This is a genomic window from Streptomyces sp. NBC_00829 (genome assembly GCF_045161795.1).
Classification (GTDB): domain Bacteria; phylum Actinomycetota; class Actinomycetes; order Streptomycetales; family Streptomycetaceae; genus Streptomyces.
Genome location: NZ_CP108867.1, coordinates 4,461,564 through 4,477,667 on the forward strand (window position 1 = coordinate 4,461,564; position 16,104 = coordinate 4,477,667).

Below are 16,104 nucleotides of genomic sequence, written 5' to 3' on the forward strand. Positions count from 1 at the left end.
CGGGGGCGGCGCACCTCTTCTTGGCACCGACAGCCCCAGCGTGGCACAACCAGCTTTCCCGATTTCGCGCGGCGGCACACGGCGGGCTCAGCATGCCGCCTCCAGTGCGCCGTGGGCGGGTGGACAGCCGCGGCAGCGGCCGGGCTCGGCTGAGCGGAAGGCGCGTTCGCAGCCGTCGCAGGTCTGCCAGGGCAGGGCCGAGGGTGCGGCGGCCTGGGCGGGAAGGGGCGGGGGCAGTTCGCGGAGGCGGTAGGCGAGAATGCGGGCCGGGCGGGCCCGCAGTGGGACAGGCAGGCGTTCGGTGAGGTGGGTGGTGATGTCCTCGGGGCTGAAGCCGTGGGCGAGCCACTGGGCGACGGCCGGGGCGAGCTGATCGACCTCGCGCAGGGACAGGATCAGTCGGCGGTCGACGATGCGCAGCGAGGCCAGGATCACTCTCGCGCGGGGGTCCGGTTCACCGGCGGCGGCAGCGGGGGCGGGGGTCGGGTCCGGCTGGGGCTGGGGCTGGGGCTGGGGCTCGGGTGCGGGTGCGGGTGGTGGAGGCGACGGCTCGGACCTGCGGGGACGGGGAGGCGATGGCTCGGACCTGCGGGGACGGGGAGGCGATGGCTCGGACCTGCGGGGACGGGGTGGCGAAGGCGGCTCCGGAGGCTCGGGTTCCCCGCCACGCGGAACGTCGTGGAAGAACGTGCGGGTACGGAGCACGCCCCCGGGACCGCGCTCGCGGCGCCGCTCCAGATAGCCGTCCGCCTCCAGTTCCCGAAGGGCGCGGGAGATGAGGATCTCGCCCTCGGTGAAGTGTGCGCAGAGTGCGTCGATGCGTACGGGTGCGCCGTCCGGCAGCGACAGGATGTAGGCCGCGACGCCGACGGTGACCGCGCTTCCGCGGCGCTGTGCCAAGGCGTTGGCGATCACGGTGAAGTCGGCGGTGAGCCGGGTGCGGACGTGGATCACGCCGGAGGTCGGAGTTCCGGCGGGGGCGCGCAGGGGCGCGTTAGACTGCCGTTCAGCCATCGGGAAGCCTCTTACTTCCTGCTTGGTGAGGCCCTCGATCGGGATTGCCGTCCCGGCCGGGGGCCGTCATATGTCTTCGGTTGTTGCGGGGAACGTAACCGCCAACTTCCCGCCTCCGCAAGCCAGTCACCCGTCCGGGTGATGCGGGGAGGGGAGGGTGGGCAGGTGGTTCTTTTCCCCAGGTTCTTTGAGGGACTTCGTGGCCCACCGCCCCCTCGCGGGCGAGGCTCCGGCGGGCCGGGGAGAGCGGTCACCCGCCGGATCCCGATGGACTCAGGCCCGGTCGGCGGCCTTCAACTCGCCTATGAACGCTGCCCAGGACGCGGTCGCGAAAGTGAGCGCGGGACCGTGCGGGACCTTGCTGTCACGCACCGGAACAACGTCGGCGACTCCGTCCGCCACCTCGACGCAGTTGCCGCCCTCCTGATTGCTGTAACTGCTCCTGCGCCAGGAGGCGTCGTGCGGACCGGGAAGGGAGTTTCGTGTCACGGTAGTCGTCCTCCATCACGGATCGGATCACGCCGAGCGACCTACGCGGGGGCAGGGCCGCTTCCCGCAGCCGATCGTAGGTCACCGCGAAACGCCGGACCTCGTCCGGATCCTCGAAGAGCTGTCCGTGGTGTGCGCCCTCTGTGTAGGCGACTTCCGAGCCGTCCGGCAGCGTCAGCACGGTCAGGGACCCGCCCAGCATGTCGTGCTCGCCTTGGTCGAACGGCAGTATCTGCACGGTGATGTGCGGATCTGCGGCTGCCTCCAGCAGCCGGGCGAGCTGCCGTCGCATGACGTCGTCGCCGCCGACCGGGCGCCGCAGCACCGACTCATCGAGAATGACCAGCAGTTCCGGCCGTTCAGGCGAAGTGAGCCGCTCCTGCCGCTCCAGCCGGGCGTTCAGCCGCTCCTCCAACTGCCGCTCGTTCTTCAAGGACAGGCCTACACCCAGCACGGCCCGTGCGTACTCCTCGGTCTGCAACAGGCCCGGCACGACATGCGAGGCGTACTCGTGAATGGCGGCAGCCTGCGCCGAGTACGCCATGAACGTCCGTGACCAGTCGGGGAACGACTCCCGGTAGACATGCGGCCACAAGTCCACCAGCAACCCGTCCGCACCGAGCGCGTCGTCGAGCGCCCGCGCGAGCTCCAGAGTCGGTTTGGCACCGGACGACCGCTCGACCTGGGTGATCCGGGTGCTCACCACATGGGTCCTCGCCCCGAGTTCGGCCTGGGTCAGCCCAGCGGCCGTACGCAGTCTGCGGACCCGTGAGCCGAAAAGGGCGGCCATCGACACCTCGGGCTCAATTTCCTTGGCCATGGGCTCACTCCCGTTCCTTACGGCTTGCGAGGTAAGGGTGGATCCCCTTCCGAGCGTAGGGCCGCCCGACGATTCTTGAACACGGAAAGTCACCATCCGTACACCTATGGATGGTGCCCGGAGACGAAAGACCGAACGGGATGGGCGACGCGGTGCTGAAGACCACGACCACATCGGGCGAAGGCCCGGACCAGGAGGTGGCAGCGGAGGAGGGGCCGCGCGACGGGGCAGGCCAAGGCCGGGAGTTCGCGGCGCTGTTCGGCTCCACACCGCGAGGCGCACGGCTGGCGCGCCGGGTCGCCGTGCGGCATCTGGCGGAGTGGGGCCACCCGCCCGACTCGGATCTCTCGTGCACCGTCGCCCTGCTGGTGGCGGAACTCGCCGGCAACGCCGTGCGTCACGGCCGCGTACCGGGCCGCGACTTCCGGCTCCGGCTCAGCATCGGCGCGCGGCCGGGGCAGGTGCGGGTCGAAGTCTCGGACGCGTCCTCGACGCATCCCCCGACCGTCGTACAGGCCCCCGCCGCCGATGACGTCTCCGGGCGCGGTCTGGTTCTCGTTGACGTGTTGGCGGACCGCTGGGGCGTTGAGCCACGCAACCCTGTCGGGAAGACCGTCTGGGCGGAGGTGGCGGTCGAGCGGCGAGTGTCGCCGTAGCCGGTAACCCGGCTCTGCGGCGGGCGCCATGACGAGATCGGTCCCACAGCAAGCCGGTTGAGCTTTTGGCGGGCCGAAGTCGCCCTGGTCATCGGCTTGTTGAGCGATTGATCAGCCTTTGCCCACTGATTTCTGCTAATCCTGTGACCGGGGTTACGGGCGTCGGCCCGTCGCAGCGCCGGTGCGCTGTCGGGAGGGGATTGCGTGAGCACGACATCACGGGAAGCGGTCATCGCGGGCGAGCAGAAGGCCGTCGACCGTGCCTACGACTGTTACGAGGCGCGTCTTGCGGAGGTGACCGATCAGTCGCCCGCCCGGGCTTCGGCCTCCGGAAAGGACAGCATCGCCGTCCGCCACCAGGCGGAGGCCTGGGCCGACGAGTACGGCGGCTTACAAGGGGAAGCCCTTGTCGTCAGCAGGGTTGACGTCCAGGAGCCGGGGGCGAGCGAACCCGCGCCGTATTACGTCGGGCGGCGGGGGGTGTCCGATCCCGAGACGCACGAGCGCGTGGTTGTCCTGTGGACCAGCCCTCTGGCCAAGGAGTGGCACAGCGCCCTGCCCGAGGATCCTGGAGAGGTGCTTCTCCGCAGGCAGTTACGCTGCGCGCAACGCACCGTCGAGGACTACTTCGACGAGATCGCCTTGCCGCCGGCGCCGGGCGAGCGGAGCGACACCGCGCCGACGGCCGCCCCCGAAGAGGTCGCCCAACCGCGAACGGTGCCACCACCTGGCACCGTGCCGCCCCGCCGTGAGGTCGCCCGCAGGCGGCGGAAGAAGCCCCAGCAGGTCGACCGTTTCCTCCTCCGGGAACTGCGCCGCTCCCGCAGCGGGCGGATGCGGGACATCGTCGAGACGATCAGACGCGATCAGATGGCGCTGGTCACCGGCTCACCGCAGGATGTGCTGGTCATCCAGGGTGGTCCGGGCACCGGAAAGTCCGCGGTCGGCCTGCACCGCGTGACATGGCTGGTCAACAACAACCACTTTCGCGCGCGGGACATCCTGGTGGTGGGACCGCACCAGCGGTTTCTGGAGTACGTGGGCCGAGTGCTGCCCACCTTGGGGACCCTGAATGTCAACGCCGTTCAGCTCGCCCGCCTGTGGGAGGGAGAAGTCCGGGGCGCCGATTCCCCCAAGGCGCGGCTGGCCAAGTCCGACGACCGGATGGCGGCCGTCCTGCGACGGCGTGTGGAGAACGAATGCAGGCCGGAAGCGCTGGAATCCCTCACCACCGCTCCCTCGCACGAACATGACGAGCCGGCCTTCACCGTGGCCCTCGGCAGCACGACGCTGCGGCTGCCGCGCTCGGACGTGCTCGGCCTGTTGGGCGAGGCGCGAGAGGGGGCGGGGGCGTACCGGGTGCGCCGCGACCGCTTCCGTACTCTGCTGGTCGACCGGCTGCTGGTCGAACTGGTCCGGCTGGCTCCCCGGCGCAGCAGGGACACGGGCGTGCGCAAGGACCTGGAGCGCAACCGGCAGGTCGCGACCCTGGTCGAGCGGACCTGGCCCGCGCTGAGTCCTGAGGAGGCGCTGCGGAGCCTGCTCAATTCCCCCGACAAGTTGCGGGAGTGCGCCTCACAGGTCCTCAGCGACGGCGAACAGGCCGCGCTGCAGCGGCCGAAGAGCGAAAGGGCGGCAGACGAACCCTGGACGCTCGATGATCTGGTCTGTCTGGAGGAGCTGAGATTTCTCCTTGCCGGTGAGACCCCGCAGCGGTACGGCCACATCGTCATCGATGAGGCCCAGGACCTGACGCCGATGCAGGCGAGGTCCCTGCAGAGGCGCTGCCCGACCGGTTCGATGACCGTGCTCGGTGACCTGGCGCAGGCGACCGGACCCCATTCGTACGCCGCCTGGGGCCGCCTCGGCAGGCTTCTGTCCGGCCAGGGCGACTGGCGTGTCGCACAGCTGAACACCAGCTACCGCGTGCCTGCGGAGATCATGAGGTTCGTGGCTCCGCTCGCCCTGGCGGTCGCGCCCGCGCAGCCCTACCCGGTGGCTGTCCGTGAGGCGGGCGGCGAAGCGGTACGGCTGGTTCCGACGAAGCCCTGGGCGCTGCTGGACGAGACGGTGACCCGTGCGACCCGTCTCGTCGGTACGGACGACGGCCGGTCGCTGAGGTCGATCGCCGTCATCGTGCCCGACGACTACGACTGGCTGGACGAGGTACGCCGACGTATCGACGCGGCGGACGGCATGACCCCGGAGCGACGAGAGGCGGTGTCGGTCCTGGCCGCCGCCCAGGCCAAGGGCATGGAGTTCGACCACGTCCTGGTCCTGGATCCGACGACCATCGCCGACCGCGGACCTGCCGGGCCGCGCCAGTTGTACGTGGCTCTGACCCGCAGTACGCAGACGCTGACCGTCCTGCACACGTCACCGCTGCCTCAGGCGTTGGTCCGCGACGGCGACGGCGACGGCGACGGCTACGACGGGGACGGCGACGACAGGGACGGTGACGACACGGACGGCCGGGAAACGGGTGAGGACACGGGCACGGTGCAGGCGGGTGACGGGGAGGCGGGTGACGACATGGGCGGCGTGGAGCCGGGTGACGAGTCGGGCGGCGTGGAGGAGCTGCCGGTCGGCGCCGATGTGACGTTCCGGGTGCTCGGACCCGGTCCCGGTTCCCATCTGCGGGTCCAGGCCCTGTCACCTGCCACGGAACGCACCCTCCTTCTCGCCCTCCGCCACGGATCACCGGTCCCGGCCGTCGGCTCCGAGCTGGAGGGCTGGGTGTTCCGCAACGAGGCACGGGTGAGCCTGGTGTCGATCAGCGACTTCGGCCGCAGGCCCTTCTCGCCCGGCATGGCAGCGCGCTACGCGGCAGCGCTCGATGTTCCGGGCGACTTCGTCCGCGGCGGCGACGTGGTACCCGCGGATGCGGCGGCTCGCCTCTCGGAACTGAAAGGCATGGCAAACCGCTGTCTGCGCCGGGACCAGTCCGACTGGCTGAGCGTCTGGCGCCTGCTTGGGTCTCCCGACGTGGGCCGTCTGGGCGCTCTGCGCGAACTCGCGCAGGACATGCGTGACGCGGTTGTGTCCGGCGAGAGAGCGAGGGAAGCACGTGTCTCGGCGTGCCTTGACAAGAGCGGCTGGGCGGAGGCCCTGTCCGCAGCCCGGAAGGGCTTGTCCCATCACCTCGGGGCGGCGGCGGACACCGCTCCGGAAATCCGCAGCGACACCCGTTCCGAACCCGACAGCCAGCCCCCGACAGAATCTCAGAAGGAGCGCGAAGTGCAGGCCATGGACGCCAGGACCGTCGAAGAAGCGGGATCTCTCCGGCCGGCGGGTGAAAGGGAGGGCCTTCAGCACGCGCTGACGGCCGCATCGGAGAACGACCGGAACTGCAACACACATGAGGCTGTGCGGTTCGAGTTGAAGGCTGCCCTGCTGAGAGCGGGGCTGAAGCCGTCCGATTCGCCGTTCGTCGATGTCAGCCGGGTCGGCGAGGACGGTCTGTTCCTCTACGAGGTCCTCGGCTCGGGACACTCGGCGTACGCGGAACTCCGTACCGGGGCGGCCCGCCTCATGGAGATCAACAGCATTCTGCAGCGCACCGCGGACCGTATGTACCTGGTGTTGTCCGAACCGCCTGCCGACGACTGGGCGGCAGACACCGTGCGGGCCGTGTTCGGCGTGCATGTCCTGTGGCGTACGACGGAAGGCTGGTTGGGGCAGGACAGCGGGACGGCAGTCGGCGCGGGAGGCGGTCCTGCCGCATCCGACCGCTGAACCGGCGGCACTGCCAGGGCCTTGATGTGGACTGTCCGCGGAGTATCGGTATCGGCGTCCGCCCCACGGGCGTCGCGAGACGGGCGGGACTTTGCGGACACGTCCTGGGTCTTTCGATTGGATCAGGCCGGATCAGTGAGCGGTGCCAGGGCACGCGAGCGCGGCAAGATCCAAACGAAAGACCCTAGGCGAACCGGCGGTCCACCCACCGCCAGGTGACCTCCAGCAGTGCCGCCCCCACCGCGGCGATCGCCACCGCGGCCCAGGGCATCGTCGTGCCCACCAGCTTCAGCGCGAAGAAGTCCTGGAGCCACGGGATCACCAGCACGATCAGGAACGCCCCGCCCATCGCCGCCACCAGGCAGATCCGCCACCAGGTGTACGGGCGGGCGACGATCGCCAGGACCCACATCGAGACCAGGAACAGTGTCAGCGTCGCCGCGCTCGTCTCGGCGTCCAGTGAGCCGGGGCCGCTGTAGTACGAGCGGGCCAGCAGATACGTCACGAACGTCGTCGCCGCCGCGATCACGCCCGCCGGGATCGCGTACCGCATCACCCTGCGCACGAACTGCGGCTTCGCGCGCTCCTTGTTCGGGGCCAGAGCCAGGAAGAAGGCCGGGATACCGATCGTCAGCGTCGACAGCAGCGTCAGGTGCCGCGGCAGGAAGGGGTATTCGACCTGCGAGCAGACCACCAGGATCGCCAGCAGCACCGAGTACACCGTCTTCGTCAGGAAGAGTGTGGCCACCCGCGTGATGTTGCCGATGACCCGCCGGCCCTCCGCCACCACCGAAGGCAGCGTCGAGAAACTGTTGTTGAGGAGCACGATCTGGGCCACCGCCCGCGTCGCCTCCGAGCCCGAACCCATCGAGACGCCGATGTCCGCGTCCTTCAGTGCCAGCACGTCGTTGACGCCGTCGCCCGTCATGGCGACCGTGTGCCCGCGGGACTGCAACGCTCCGACCATGTCCCGCTTCTGCCGCGGGGTGACCCGGCCGAAGACCGCGTGCGAGTCCAGGGAGTCGGCCATCTCTCCCGGTTCCCTGGGCAGCCGCCGCGCGTCGACCGTGTTCTTCGCGCCCGGCAGGCCGAGCTTCCCGGCCACCGCTCCCACCGACACCGCGTTGTCGCCGGAGATGACCTTGGCGTGGACCTTCTGCTCGTCGAAGTAGCGCAGGGTGTCGGCCGCGTCCGGGCGCAGCCGCTGTTCCAGGACGACCAGCGCGGTCGGCCGTGCACGCTCGGCGACCGCGGGGGCGTCGAGCTCGCCCGCCGCCCGGGCGAGCAGCAGCACCCGCATGCCCTGTTCGTTGAGCTCCTCGATCTCGGACAGGGCCGGGGCGCCCGTCGGCAGCAGCACATCGGGCGCCCCGAGCAGCCAGGTGGAGCTCTCTCCGTTGCCCTCGCTGAACCTGGCGCCGCTGTACTTGCGCGCCGACGAGAAGGGCAGCGACTGGGTGCACCGCCAGTCCTCGCTGTCCGGGTAGGCGTCGATGAGGGCCTGGAGGGAGGCGTTGGGGCGCGGGTCCGAGTCGCCGAGTGCGCCGAGCACCTTGCGTACGTACGTCTCGTCCGCGCCGCCCAGCGGGCGCAGTTCGGTGACGTCCATGCCGCCCTCGGTGAGCGTGCCCGTCTTGTCGAGGCAGACCACGTCGACCCGGGCGAGGCCCTCGATCGCGGGCAGTTCCTGGACGAGGCACTGCTTGCGGCCGAGCCGGATGACCCCGATGGCGAAGGCGACCGACGTCAGCAGCACGAGGCCCTCGGGGATCATCGGCACGATGCCGCCGACGGTCCTTGCCAGCGAGTCCTTGAAGTTGTTGTCCTTGACGACCAGCTGGCTGATGATGAGCCCGATCGCGGTCGGGATCATCATCCAGGTCACGTACTTGAGGATCGTGCTGATGCCGCTGCGCAGCTCCGAGTGGACGAGCGTGAAGCGGGACGCCTCCTCGGCGAGCTGCGCCGCATAGGCTTCCCGCCCGACCTTCGTCGCGGTGAACGCCCCGCCGCCCGCGACCACGAAGCTGCCCGACATCACCGGGTCGCCGGGCTTCTTGATGACGGGGTCGGCCTCGCCCGTCAGGAGCGACTCGTCGATCTCCAGGCTGTCCGCCTCCGCGACCTCGCCGTCCACGACGACCTTGTCACCGGGCCCGAGTTCGACGAGGTCGCCGAGGACGATCTCGGCGGTGGAGACCTCGGCGGCGGTGCCGTCCCGCCGTACCGTCGGTCTGGCCTCGCCGATGACCGCGAGCGAGTCCAGCGTCTTCTTGGCGCGCAGCTCCTGGACGATGCCGATGCCGGTGTTGGCGATGATCACATAGCCGAAGAGGCTGTCCTGGAACGGCGCGACGAAGATCATGACCGCCCACAGCACGCCGATGATGGCGTTGAAGCGGGTGAAGACATTGGCGCGGACGATGTCGACGGTGGAGCGAGAGGAGCGGACGGGTACGTCGTTGACCTCGCCGCGGGCGACCCGCTCGGCGACTTCGGCGGTCGTCAGTCCGACGGCGCGGGGCGCGAGCGCGGAGCGTGGCGGTTCTGCGGGGTGTACGGGGTCGAGCTCGGCTCCCGCGTCGATGACGGGGCCGCCCGGCTCGGGGTCGTTCGCGTCGGTCCTCGCCCGCTGCGTCATGGTTTCGACGGTACGGCCGGACCGGCCGGTTCACCCGGCGAGGACGCCTGGGATCAGACCGCGGGATGATGCGAATCGTCCCCTGGCAGTACGGGGCCTTCCGGGGTCTCGCCCCAGGGGGTCAGTTCCCGTTCTCGTCCGGCTCCGGGGCCGTGGTCCCCGCTTTCGCGGCCTTGGCTCCGGTCTCTGCCTCCGCGGCTCCGGTCTCTGCCGTCCGTGCCTCCGCGGCCTCGGCCGCCTTCGCGCGCTTGATGGCCGCGTCCCGCCCGCGCACGTACCAGATGCCGATCAGCCCGAGTCCGCCTCCGGCCAGACAGGTCCACACCCACCACATCAGGTCCCGGTCGGAGAACCAGTTGTAGAAGGGGATCTGGACGAGGAAGAGGACGAACCAGAGGATCGTGCCGCCGGTGATGGTGGCGACGACGGGCCCCTCCAGGGGCTCGGGTGCCTCGTGCTTGGGGGTCCACTTCGCCATGCGGTCAGTCTAGGTCGCCCCGCATCAGCCCCACGCACCCCTCTGGCCCCTGTGACCTCCCTTATCTACGCGCGGAGATACCGCTCGGTCCTTTATAAGTTCATACTGAAGCGGTTTGTGTCCGCCTGGTTTTGTTCGTAGGAACATCTATAACCGGCCAAGAATCATCGACGAGGTTCAGATGCCCCCCACGGCCACCGCCAAGGTCGACTCCCCGTCCCCGGCCCCGTCGGGGCCGTTCGGCGGTCTTGACCGCTGCTTCCGGATCTCCGAGCGCGGCTCCACCCTCGCCCGTGAGATCCGCGGCGGATTCGCCACCTTCTTCGCGATGGCCTACATCATCGTGCTGAACCCGATCATCCTCGGCAGCGCGAAGGACATGTACGGGCACCAGCTCGACAGTGGCCAACTGGTCACCGCCACCGTGCTGACCGCGGCCTTCTCGACCCTCCTCATGGGTGTCATCGGCAATGTCCCGATCGCGCTCGCGGCCGGTCTCGGTGTGAACACCGTCGTCGCCCTCCAGCTCGCGCCCCGGATGTCCTGGCCGGACGCGATGGGCATGGTGGTCCTCGCGGGCTTCGTCGTGATGCTGCTGGTCGCCACCGGTCTGCGCGAGCGCGTGATGAACGCCGTGCCGCGCAGCCTGCGCAAGGGCATCGCCATCGGAATCGGCCTGTTCATCATGCTGATCGGCCTGGTCGACTCGGGCTTCGTCTCCCGCGTTCCGGACGCCGCCCACACCACCGTCCCGCTCCAGCTGGGCACCGACGGCCATCTCCTCGGCTGGCCGGTCCTCGTCTTCGCCCTCGGGACGCTGCTCACGCTCGCGCTGATCATCCGCAAGGTGCCGGGCGCGATCCTGATCTCGATCGTCGCGATGACGGTCGTCGCCATGGTCATCGACGCGGTGGCGACGGTCCCGTCCTGGGGCCTGACGACCCCCGAGTGGCCCGGCAACCCCGTCGCCTCGCCCGATTTCGGTCTCGTCGGCCAGTTCAGTCTCTTCGGTGGCTTCGGGAAGGTCGGCTATCTGACGGGCGTGCTGTTCGTCTTCACCGTGCTGCTGTCCTGCTTCTTCGACGCGATGGGCACCGTCCTCGGCGTCGGCGACGAGGCCGGGCTGATGGACAAGGACGGCAGGCTCCCGGGCATCAACAAGGTGCTGTTCGTCGACGGCATCGCGGTCGCCTCGGGCGGTGCGACCTCGTCGTCGGCCACGACCTGCTTCGTGGAGTCCACGGCGGGCGTCGGCGAGGGCGCGAGGACCGGTCTTGCGTCGGTCGTCACGGGCGCGCTGTTCTCGGTGGCGCTGTTCCTCACCCCGCTCGCCACGATGGTCCCGTCCCAGGCGGCGACGCCCGCGCTGCTGGCGGTCGGCTTCCTGATCCTCGCCGGGTCCGTCACGGGCATCGACTGGAGCGACTTCACGGTCGCGGTCCCGGCCTTCCTGGCGATGGTGATGATGCCGTTCACGTACTCCATCACCAACGGCATCGGCATCGGCTTCATCACCTTCAGCCTGCTGAGGCCGGCCGTCGGGCGCGGCCGTGAGGTGCCGGTCGCCATGTACATCGTGTCGGCGGTGTTCGTCTTCTACTACGCGATGCCGGCGCTGGGTCTCACCTGAGCCCCGGCCCGGCGCTTTTGGGCCTGTCTGACGCCCGAACCCTCGCGTCTCGGGCCTGTCCCGCCCGAGCTCTCGCGTCTGCGGGCCCGTTCCGCCCGAGCTCTCGCGTCTGCGGGCCCGTTCCGCCCGAGCCCTCAACGGGCTTGTCAGGTGAGCCCGTAGAACTTCTCCGTCTCGTCGACGGCCACCTTGAAGCGTTCGTCGAAGTCATCGCGCATGAGCGTACGGACCACGTAGTCCTGGACGCTCATGCCGCGTCTCGCGGCATGGCCCCTGAGCCGGTCGAGGAGCTCACCGTCTATCCGCAGGCTGAGCACTGTCGATCCCATGCCGGTCAGGGTCGCCGGACCGTCGCCGCCGGTGCGTCACTTTCCGGATGTCTCTCACTCATATGGGTGAGAAGTCAACCAAAGCCGTGACGCGCGGAGTGGTATTTAGACAGGGTAATGAGTTACGCTAACGAACATGCCCGACCTGACCCCTGGCAACGACGACGCCGACGTCGCCGCCGTGAACTCCCTGCGCTCGGCAGTCATGCGGCTGGGCCGGCGCCTGAAGCATCAGCGCGTCGACGAATCGCTGAGTCCGACCGAGATGTCGGTGCTCGGCACACTCGCACAATGCGGCCAGGCCACCCCCGGTGAACTGGCCCGCAAGGAGCATGTGCAGCCGCCGTCCATGACCCGGATCGTGGCGCTGCTCGAGGCCAAGGGACTGGTCCGGCTGGAGCCGCACCCCGATGACCGCCGGCAGAAGGTGGTCAGCCAGACCGAGGAAGCCGAGGCCATGCTCGAAGAGAGCCGCCGCAAGCGGAACGCCTGGCTGGCCTCGCTCGCCGAAGGCCTGAACGAGGACGAGTGGGCCAAGCTGCGCGCAGCCGCCCCCGTGCTGGAGAAGCTCGCACATCTCTAATCCGCACCACAGAGGAGGCGAACACTTTTGAGTTCGGGACCCGGAGCAGACTCCGCACCCGCACCCGCCCCTACAACCATGTTCAGCTCGCTGAAGATCCGTAACTACCGGCTCTTCGCCACCGGCCAGGTCGTCTCCAACACCGGCACCTGGATGCAGCGCATCGCCCAGGACTGGCTGGTGCTGAGCCTGACCGGATCGGCTTCCGCCGTCGGCATCACCATCGCGCTGCAGTTCCTGCCCATGCTGCTCCTCGGGCTGTACGGAGGGGTCCTTGCCGACCGGCTGCCCAAGCGGCCTCTGCTGCTGGCCACCCAGTCCGCGATGTCCCTGACCGGCCTCGCGCTCGCCGTCCTCACGCTCACGGGCCACGTCCAGGTGTGGCACGTCTACCTCACGGCCTTCCTGCTCGGCCTGGTCACCGTGGTCGACAACCCGGCACGCCAGACCTTCGTCGCCGAGATGGTCGGCGCGGACCAGCTGGCCAACGCGGTCAGTCTCAACTCCGCCAACTTCCAGTCCGCGCGCCTGGTCGGCCCGGCCTTCGCCGGTGTGCTGATCACGGCTGTCGGCAGCGGCTACGCCTTCCTGCTCAACGGCCTCTCCTTCATCGCGCCCATAGCGGGCCTGCTGCTGATGCGCACCGGAGAGCTGTACCGGATCGAGCGCCCGCCGCGGGCCAAGGGCCAGCTGCGGGAAGGGCTGAAATACGTCGCCGGGAAGCCGGAGCTGATCTGGCCGATCGTCCTCGTGGGCTTCATCGGCACCTTCGGCTTCAACTTCCCGATCTGGCTCTCGGCCTTCGTCGACGACATCTACCACTCGGGCGCCGGCACCTATGGTCTGCTCAACACCCTGATGGCCGCCGGTTCGCTGGCGGGCGCGCTGCTGGCCGCCCGGCGCGGCAGCGCACGCCTGAGGGTCCTGGTGGGCGCGGCGGTGCTGTTCGGCGCGCTGGAGATCGTGACCGCCTTCGCGCCGCAGTTCTGGATCTTCGCGGTGCTGCTGGTGCCGCTCGGGATGTTCGGCCTCACGGTCAATGTCACGGCCAACTCCAGCATCCAGATGGCGACGGAACCGGCCATGCGCGGCCGGGTGATGAGCCTGTTCATGATGGTCTTCGTGGGCGGTACGCCACTGGGCGCGCCCGTGGTCGGCTGGGTCACCGATACGTACGGACCGCGGATCGGCTTCGCGGCGGGCGGCACGGTGGCCATGGTCGCGGCGATCGGAGTCGGCGTGATGCTCGCCCGCGTGGGCGGGCTGCGCCTGAAAATAGATCTGCGGCCGGGGCGCCGCCATGTGGAGTTCGTGCCCAGGGAGCAACTGGCGACGGCGGCGTAGTGCCGCGGCGGGCCTGTTCCCCCACCCGAACCGGGGCTCCGCCCCGGACCCCCGCGCCTCAAACGTCGGCGAGGTCGGCGAGGCCGGAATGGCCGGAATGGCCAGCCTCATACTCCAGTCCGTCCGGCGATGAGGGAACGCCCGCCGCGGGCGCCGCGACCTGCGCCAGACTCGGACCATGAGACTCTTCGCCGCCGTACTGCCACCCGCCCAGGCCGTGGACGAACTCGCCCTCGCCGTCGACCGGTTGAGGGCCCTGCCCGGCGCGGACACGCTGCGCTGGACCGGCCGGGACGGCTGGCACTTCACGCTCGCCTTCATGGGCGAGGTCGACGACGGACTTCTGCCCGAGCTCCACGAGCGGCTCGGGCGGGCCGCCCACAGGACCGCCCCCTTCCCGCTGCGCATCCACGGGGGCGGCCGTTTCGGACGCCGCGCGCTGTGGGCGGGGGCGGCAGGTGGCCTGGAGGAGATGCGCCTGCTCGCCGAACGCGCGGACGCGGCAGCCCGGCGGGCCGGGGTCAGCATGGAGGAGCACCGCCGCTACCAGGCCCATCTCACGATCGCCCGCAGTCGCGACGAGGCGGATCTGCGGCCGTACGTCGAGGTGCTGGGCACGTTCGAGGGCGCGTCCTGGGAGGTCGGCGAGCTGGCGCTCGTGCGCAGCAATCTGCCGGTGAGCGGGGTGCGCGGGGAGCAGCCGCGGTACGAGACAGTGGGTAGCTGGGCGCTGGGCCGCTGACCGCGCGGGGTCCGGAGGAGAGGCGTGCGGGGGGCGCGGTGGGGACCTGGCGGGGATGCGATGGGGACTGGGCCGGGCGTCACGCCGGGGCGGCGCCGAGGCCGGGGACCGGGACAGGGGCCGGGGGAGAGGACGAGGCCGGGGACGGGAGTCGGGGGAGAGGAGGCGGGGCCACTCGAACGGGCGAGTTAACCTCGTTGCGTGAACCCCAAGACCAGAAACCAGATCATGGCCGGCGTCCTTGTGCTGATGTTCGCGGTCGTCGCCGTGTCGTCGTTGGCCAGATGACGGCCCGTATCCGGCTCGCGCGAGCGGCGTGCCGTTGAACGGACTCCGGCTGGACACCGGCCGGTCGACGGCCGGGACGACCGCCGTCGCCACGGCCACGGCAGGGGCGAGCAGGCCCAGCAAGCATCCCGCTCGCCCCATCGGTGAACCTCCGGGCTGACTTCCGGGCCGACGCCGGGCGGACTACCAGGCGAAGGCCTCCGGGGACGGACCCGTGCCCGGGAAGATCTCGTCGAGACCGGACAGCACCTCGTCGCTCAGCTCCAGCTCGACCGCGCGCAGCGCGGAGGCCAGCTGGTCCGCCGTGCGCGGGCCCACGATGGGCCCGGTGACGCCCGGGCGGGTGAGCAGCCAGGCCAGCGCGGCCTCGCCGGGCCGCAGGCCGTGCTTGTCGAGCAGATCCTCGTACGCCTGGACCTGCGCCCGCACCTCGGTGTTCGCGAGCGCGTCCGCCGAGCGTCCCGAGGTCCGGCGCCTGCCCTGGCTCTCCTTCTTGATCACACCGCCGAGAAGCCCGCCGTGCAGCGGCGACCAGCAGATGACCCCGAGGCCGTACTCCTGCGCGGCCGGGATGACCTCCATCTCGGCGCGGCGCTCGGCGAGGTTGTACAGACACTGCTCGCTGACGAGTCCGTACAGGCCCTTCTTCCCGGCGGCTTCGTTCATCTGGGCGATCTTCCACCCGGGGAAGTTGGAGGAGCCCGCGTAAAGGATCTTCCCCTGCTGGATCAGGGTGTCGACGGCCTGCCAGATCTCCTCGACCGGGGTGTGCCGGTCGACGTGGTGGAACTGGTAGAGGTCGATGTGGTCCGTCTGGAGCCGCTTGAGGCTCGCTTCGACGGCGCGGCGGATGTTCAGGGCGGAGAGCCGGTCGTAGTTGGGCCAGGCTTCGCCTTCCGGCCCCATGTTCGCGTAGACCTTGGTGGCGAGGACGACCTTGTCGCGGCGGTCGCCGCCCTGGGCGAACCAGGTGCCGAGAATCTCCTCGGTACGGCCCTTGTTCGCACCCCAGCCGTAGGCGTTGGCGGTGTCGAAGAAGTTCATTCCGGCGCCGAGCGCCGCGTCCATGATGCTGTGGCTTTCGGCCTCGTCGGTCTGAGGCCCGAAGTTCATCGTCCCGAGGACGAGTCGGCTGACCTTGAGTCCGGTGCGTCCGAGCTGCGTGTACTTCATGGGTAACAAGCCAACGCCTTGGAGCGTGCTCGAAGCAAGGGCATTCGGTCGCGGGGGACTCGCCGACGCCCACTGCGGCACGCCGTGCCGGGAACTCGTCAGGCGCCGCCGAACCAGCCCGCCGCGTCCAGGCGGAAGGCGCGTCGGCCCGGCTGATTTTGGCCGTAGCATGTCAATTCTTC

Annotated in this window: 13 protein-coding genes; 6 read left to right on the forward strand and 7 right to left on the reverse strand. The window is 69.8% G+C overall.

Translation table 11 applies throughout. The annotated features are described in order from the left end of the window. Positions 1–87: 87 nt before the first annotated feature. The 3 genes from OG293_RS19680 to OG293_RS19690 form a co-directional block, all read right to left on the reverse strand. The gene (locus OG293_RS19680; RefSeq protein WP_406000086.1) at positions 88–1,014 is read right to left on the reverse strand and encodes a hypothetical protein; all 927 of its coding nucleotides are present in this window, start codon (positions 1,012–1,014) and stop codon (positions 88–90) included. 273 nt (positions 1,015–1,287) lie between these two features. Continuing rightward, entirely contained in the window at positions 1,288–1,416 is a 129-nt protein-coding gene (locus tag OG293_RS19685) for a DUF397 domain-containing protein (protein WP_406000087.1), read from the reverse strand. Further along, positions 1,379–2,293, reverse strand: a complete 915-nt coding sequence (locus OG293_RS19690; RefSeq protein ID WP_406003645.1) for a Scr1 family TA system antitoxin-like transcriptional regulator — start codon at positions 2,291–2,293, stop codon at positions 1,379–1,381. The genes OG293_RS19685 and OG293_RS19690 overlap by 38 nt, the downstream gene beginning before the upstream one ends. Before the next feature lie 170 nt (positions 2,294–2,463). Here OG293_RS19690 and OG293_RS19695 point away from each other — a divergent pair, with 170 nt between their 5' ends. Together OG293_RS19695 and OG293_RS19700 are read left to right on the forward strand one after the other, a co-directional pair. Then, the gene (locus OG293_RS19695) at positions 2,464–2,979 is read left to right on the forward strand and encodes an ATP-binding protein (RefSeq protein ID WP_406000088.1); all 516 of its coding nucleotides are present in this window, start codon (positions 2,464–2,466) and stop codon (positions 2,977–2,979) included. Positions 2,980–3,183: 204 nt separating this feature from the next. Further along, positions 3,184–6,714, forward strand: a complete 3,531-nt coding sequence (locus OG293_RS19700) for an AAA family ATPase (protein ID WP_406000089.1) — start codon at positions 3,184–3,186, stop codon at positions 6,712–6,714. A gap of 184 nt (positions 6,715–6,898) precedes the next feature. Here the strand turns inward: OG293_RS19700 and OG293_RS19705 are convergent, their stop codons facing one another. Together OG293_RS19705 and OG293_RS19710 are read right to left on the reverse strand one after the other, a co-directional pair. Further along, positions 6,899–9,355 carry an HAD-IC family P-type ATPase gene (locus OG293_RS19705; RefSeq protein WP_406000090.1) on the reverse strand — a complete coding sequence of 819 codons (2,457 nt, stop codon included), beginning with the start codon at positions 9,353–9,355 and terminating at the stop codon, positions 6,899–6,901. A 121-nt stretch (positions 9,356–9,476) separates the two neighbouring features. Continuing rightward, positions 9,477–9,833, reverse strand: coding sequence for a DUF2530 domain-containing protein (locus OG293_RS19710; protein WP_406000091.1), 357 nt, complete (start codon positions 9,831–9,833; stop codon positions 9,477–9,479). Positions 9,834–10,014: 181 nt separating this feature from the next. Between OG293_RS19710 and OG293_RS19715 the strand changes: the two genes are divergently transcribed. Next, positions 10,015–11,463 (forward strand): NCS2 family permease, encoded by a 1,449-nt coding sequence (locus OG293_RS19715; RefSeq protein ID WP_406000092.1) that lies wholly within the window; start codon positions 10,015–10,017, stop codon positions 11,461–11,463. 146 nt (positions 11,464–11,609) lie between these two features. On the opposite strand, the gene OG293_RS19720 is transcribed toward OG293_RS19715, so the two are convergent. Then, a complete protein-coding gene (locus OG293_RS19720) occupies positions 11,610–11,792 on the reverse strand; it encodes a ribbon-helix-helix protein, CopG family (RefSeq protein WP_406000093.1) in 183 nt (60 codons plus the stop codon). Between the two features lie 136 nt (positions 11,793–11,928). Between OG293_RS19720 and OG293_RS19725 the strand changes: the two genes are divergently transcribed. The 3 genes from OG293_RS19725 to thpR all read left to right on the forward strand — a co-directional run bounded on the left by OG293_RS19725 (position 11,929) and on the right by thpR (position 14,461). Then, positions 11,929–12,375, forward strand: coding sequence for a MarR family winged helix-turn-helix transcriptional regulator (locus OG293_RS19725; protein WP_406000094.1), 447 nt, complete (start codon positions 11,929–11,931; stop codon positions 12,373–12,375). Between the two features lie 27 nt (positions 12,376–12,402). Then, entirely contained in the window at positions 12,403–13,719 is a 1,317-nt protein-coding gene (locus OG293_RS19730; RefSeq protein ID WP_406000095.1) for an MFS transporter, read from the forward strand. A 178-nt stretch (positions 13,720–13,897) separates the two neighbouring features. Next, positions 13,898–14,461 (forward strand): RNA 2',3'-cyclic phosphodiesterase, encoded by a 564-nt coding sequence (gene thpR / locus OG293_RS19735; RefSeq protein ID WP_406000096.1) that lies wholly within the window; start codon positions 13,898–13,900, stop codon positions 14,459–14,461. Between the two features lie 471 nt (positions 14,462–14,932). On the opposite strand, the gene OG293_RS19740 is transcribed toward thpR, so the two are convergent. Further along, complete coding sequence (locus tag OG293_RS19740; protein WP_406000097.1) at positions 14,933–15,922, reverse strand: aldo/keto reductase; 990 nt, start codon at positions 15,920–15,922, stop codon at positions 14,933–14,935. Between the last annotated feature and the right edge of the window lie 182 nt (positions 15,923–16,104).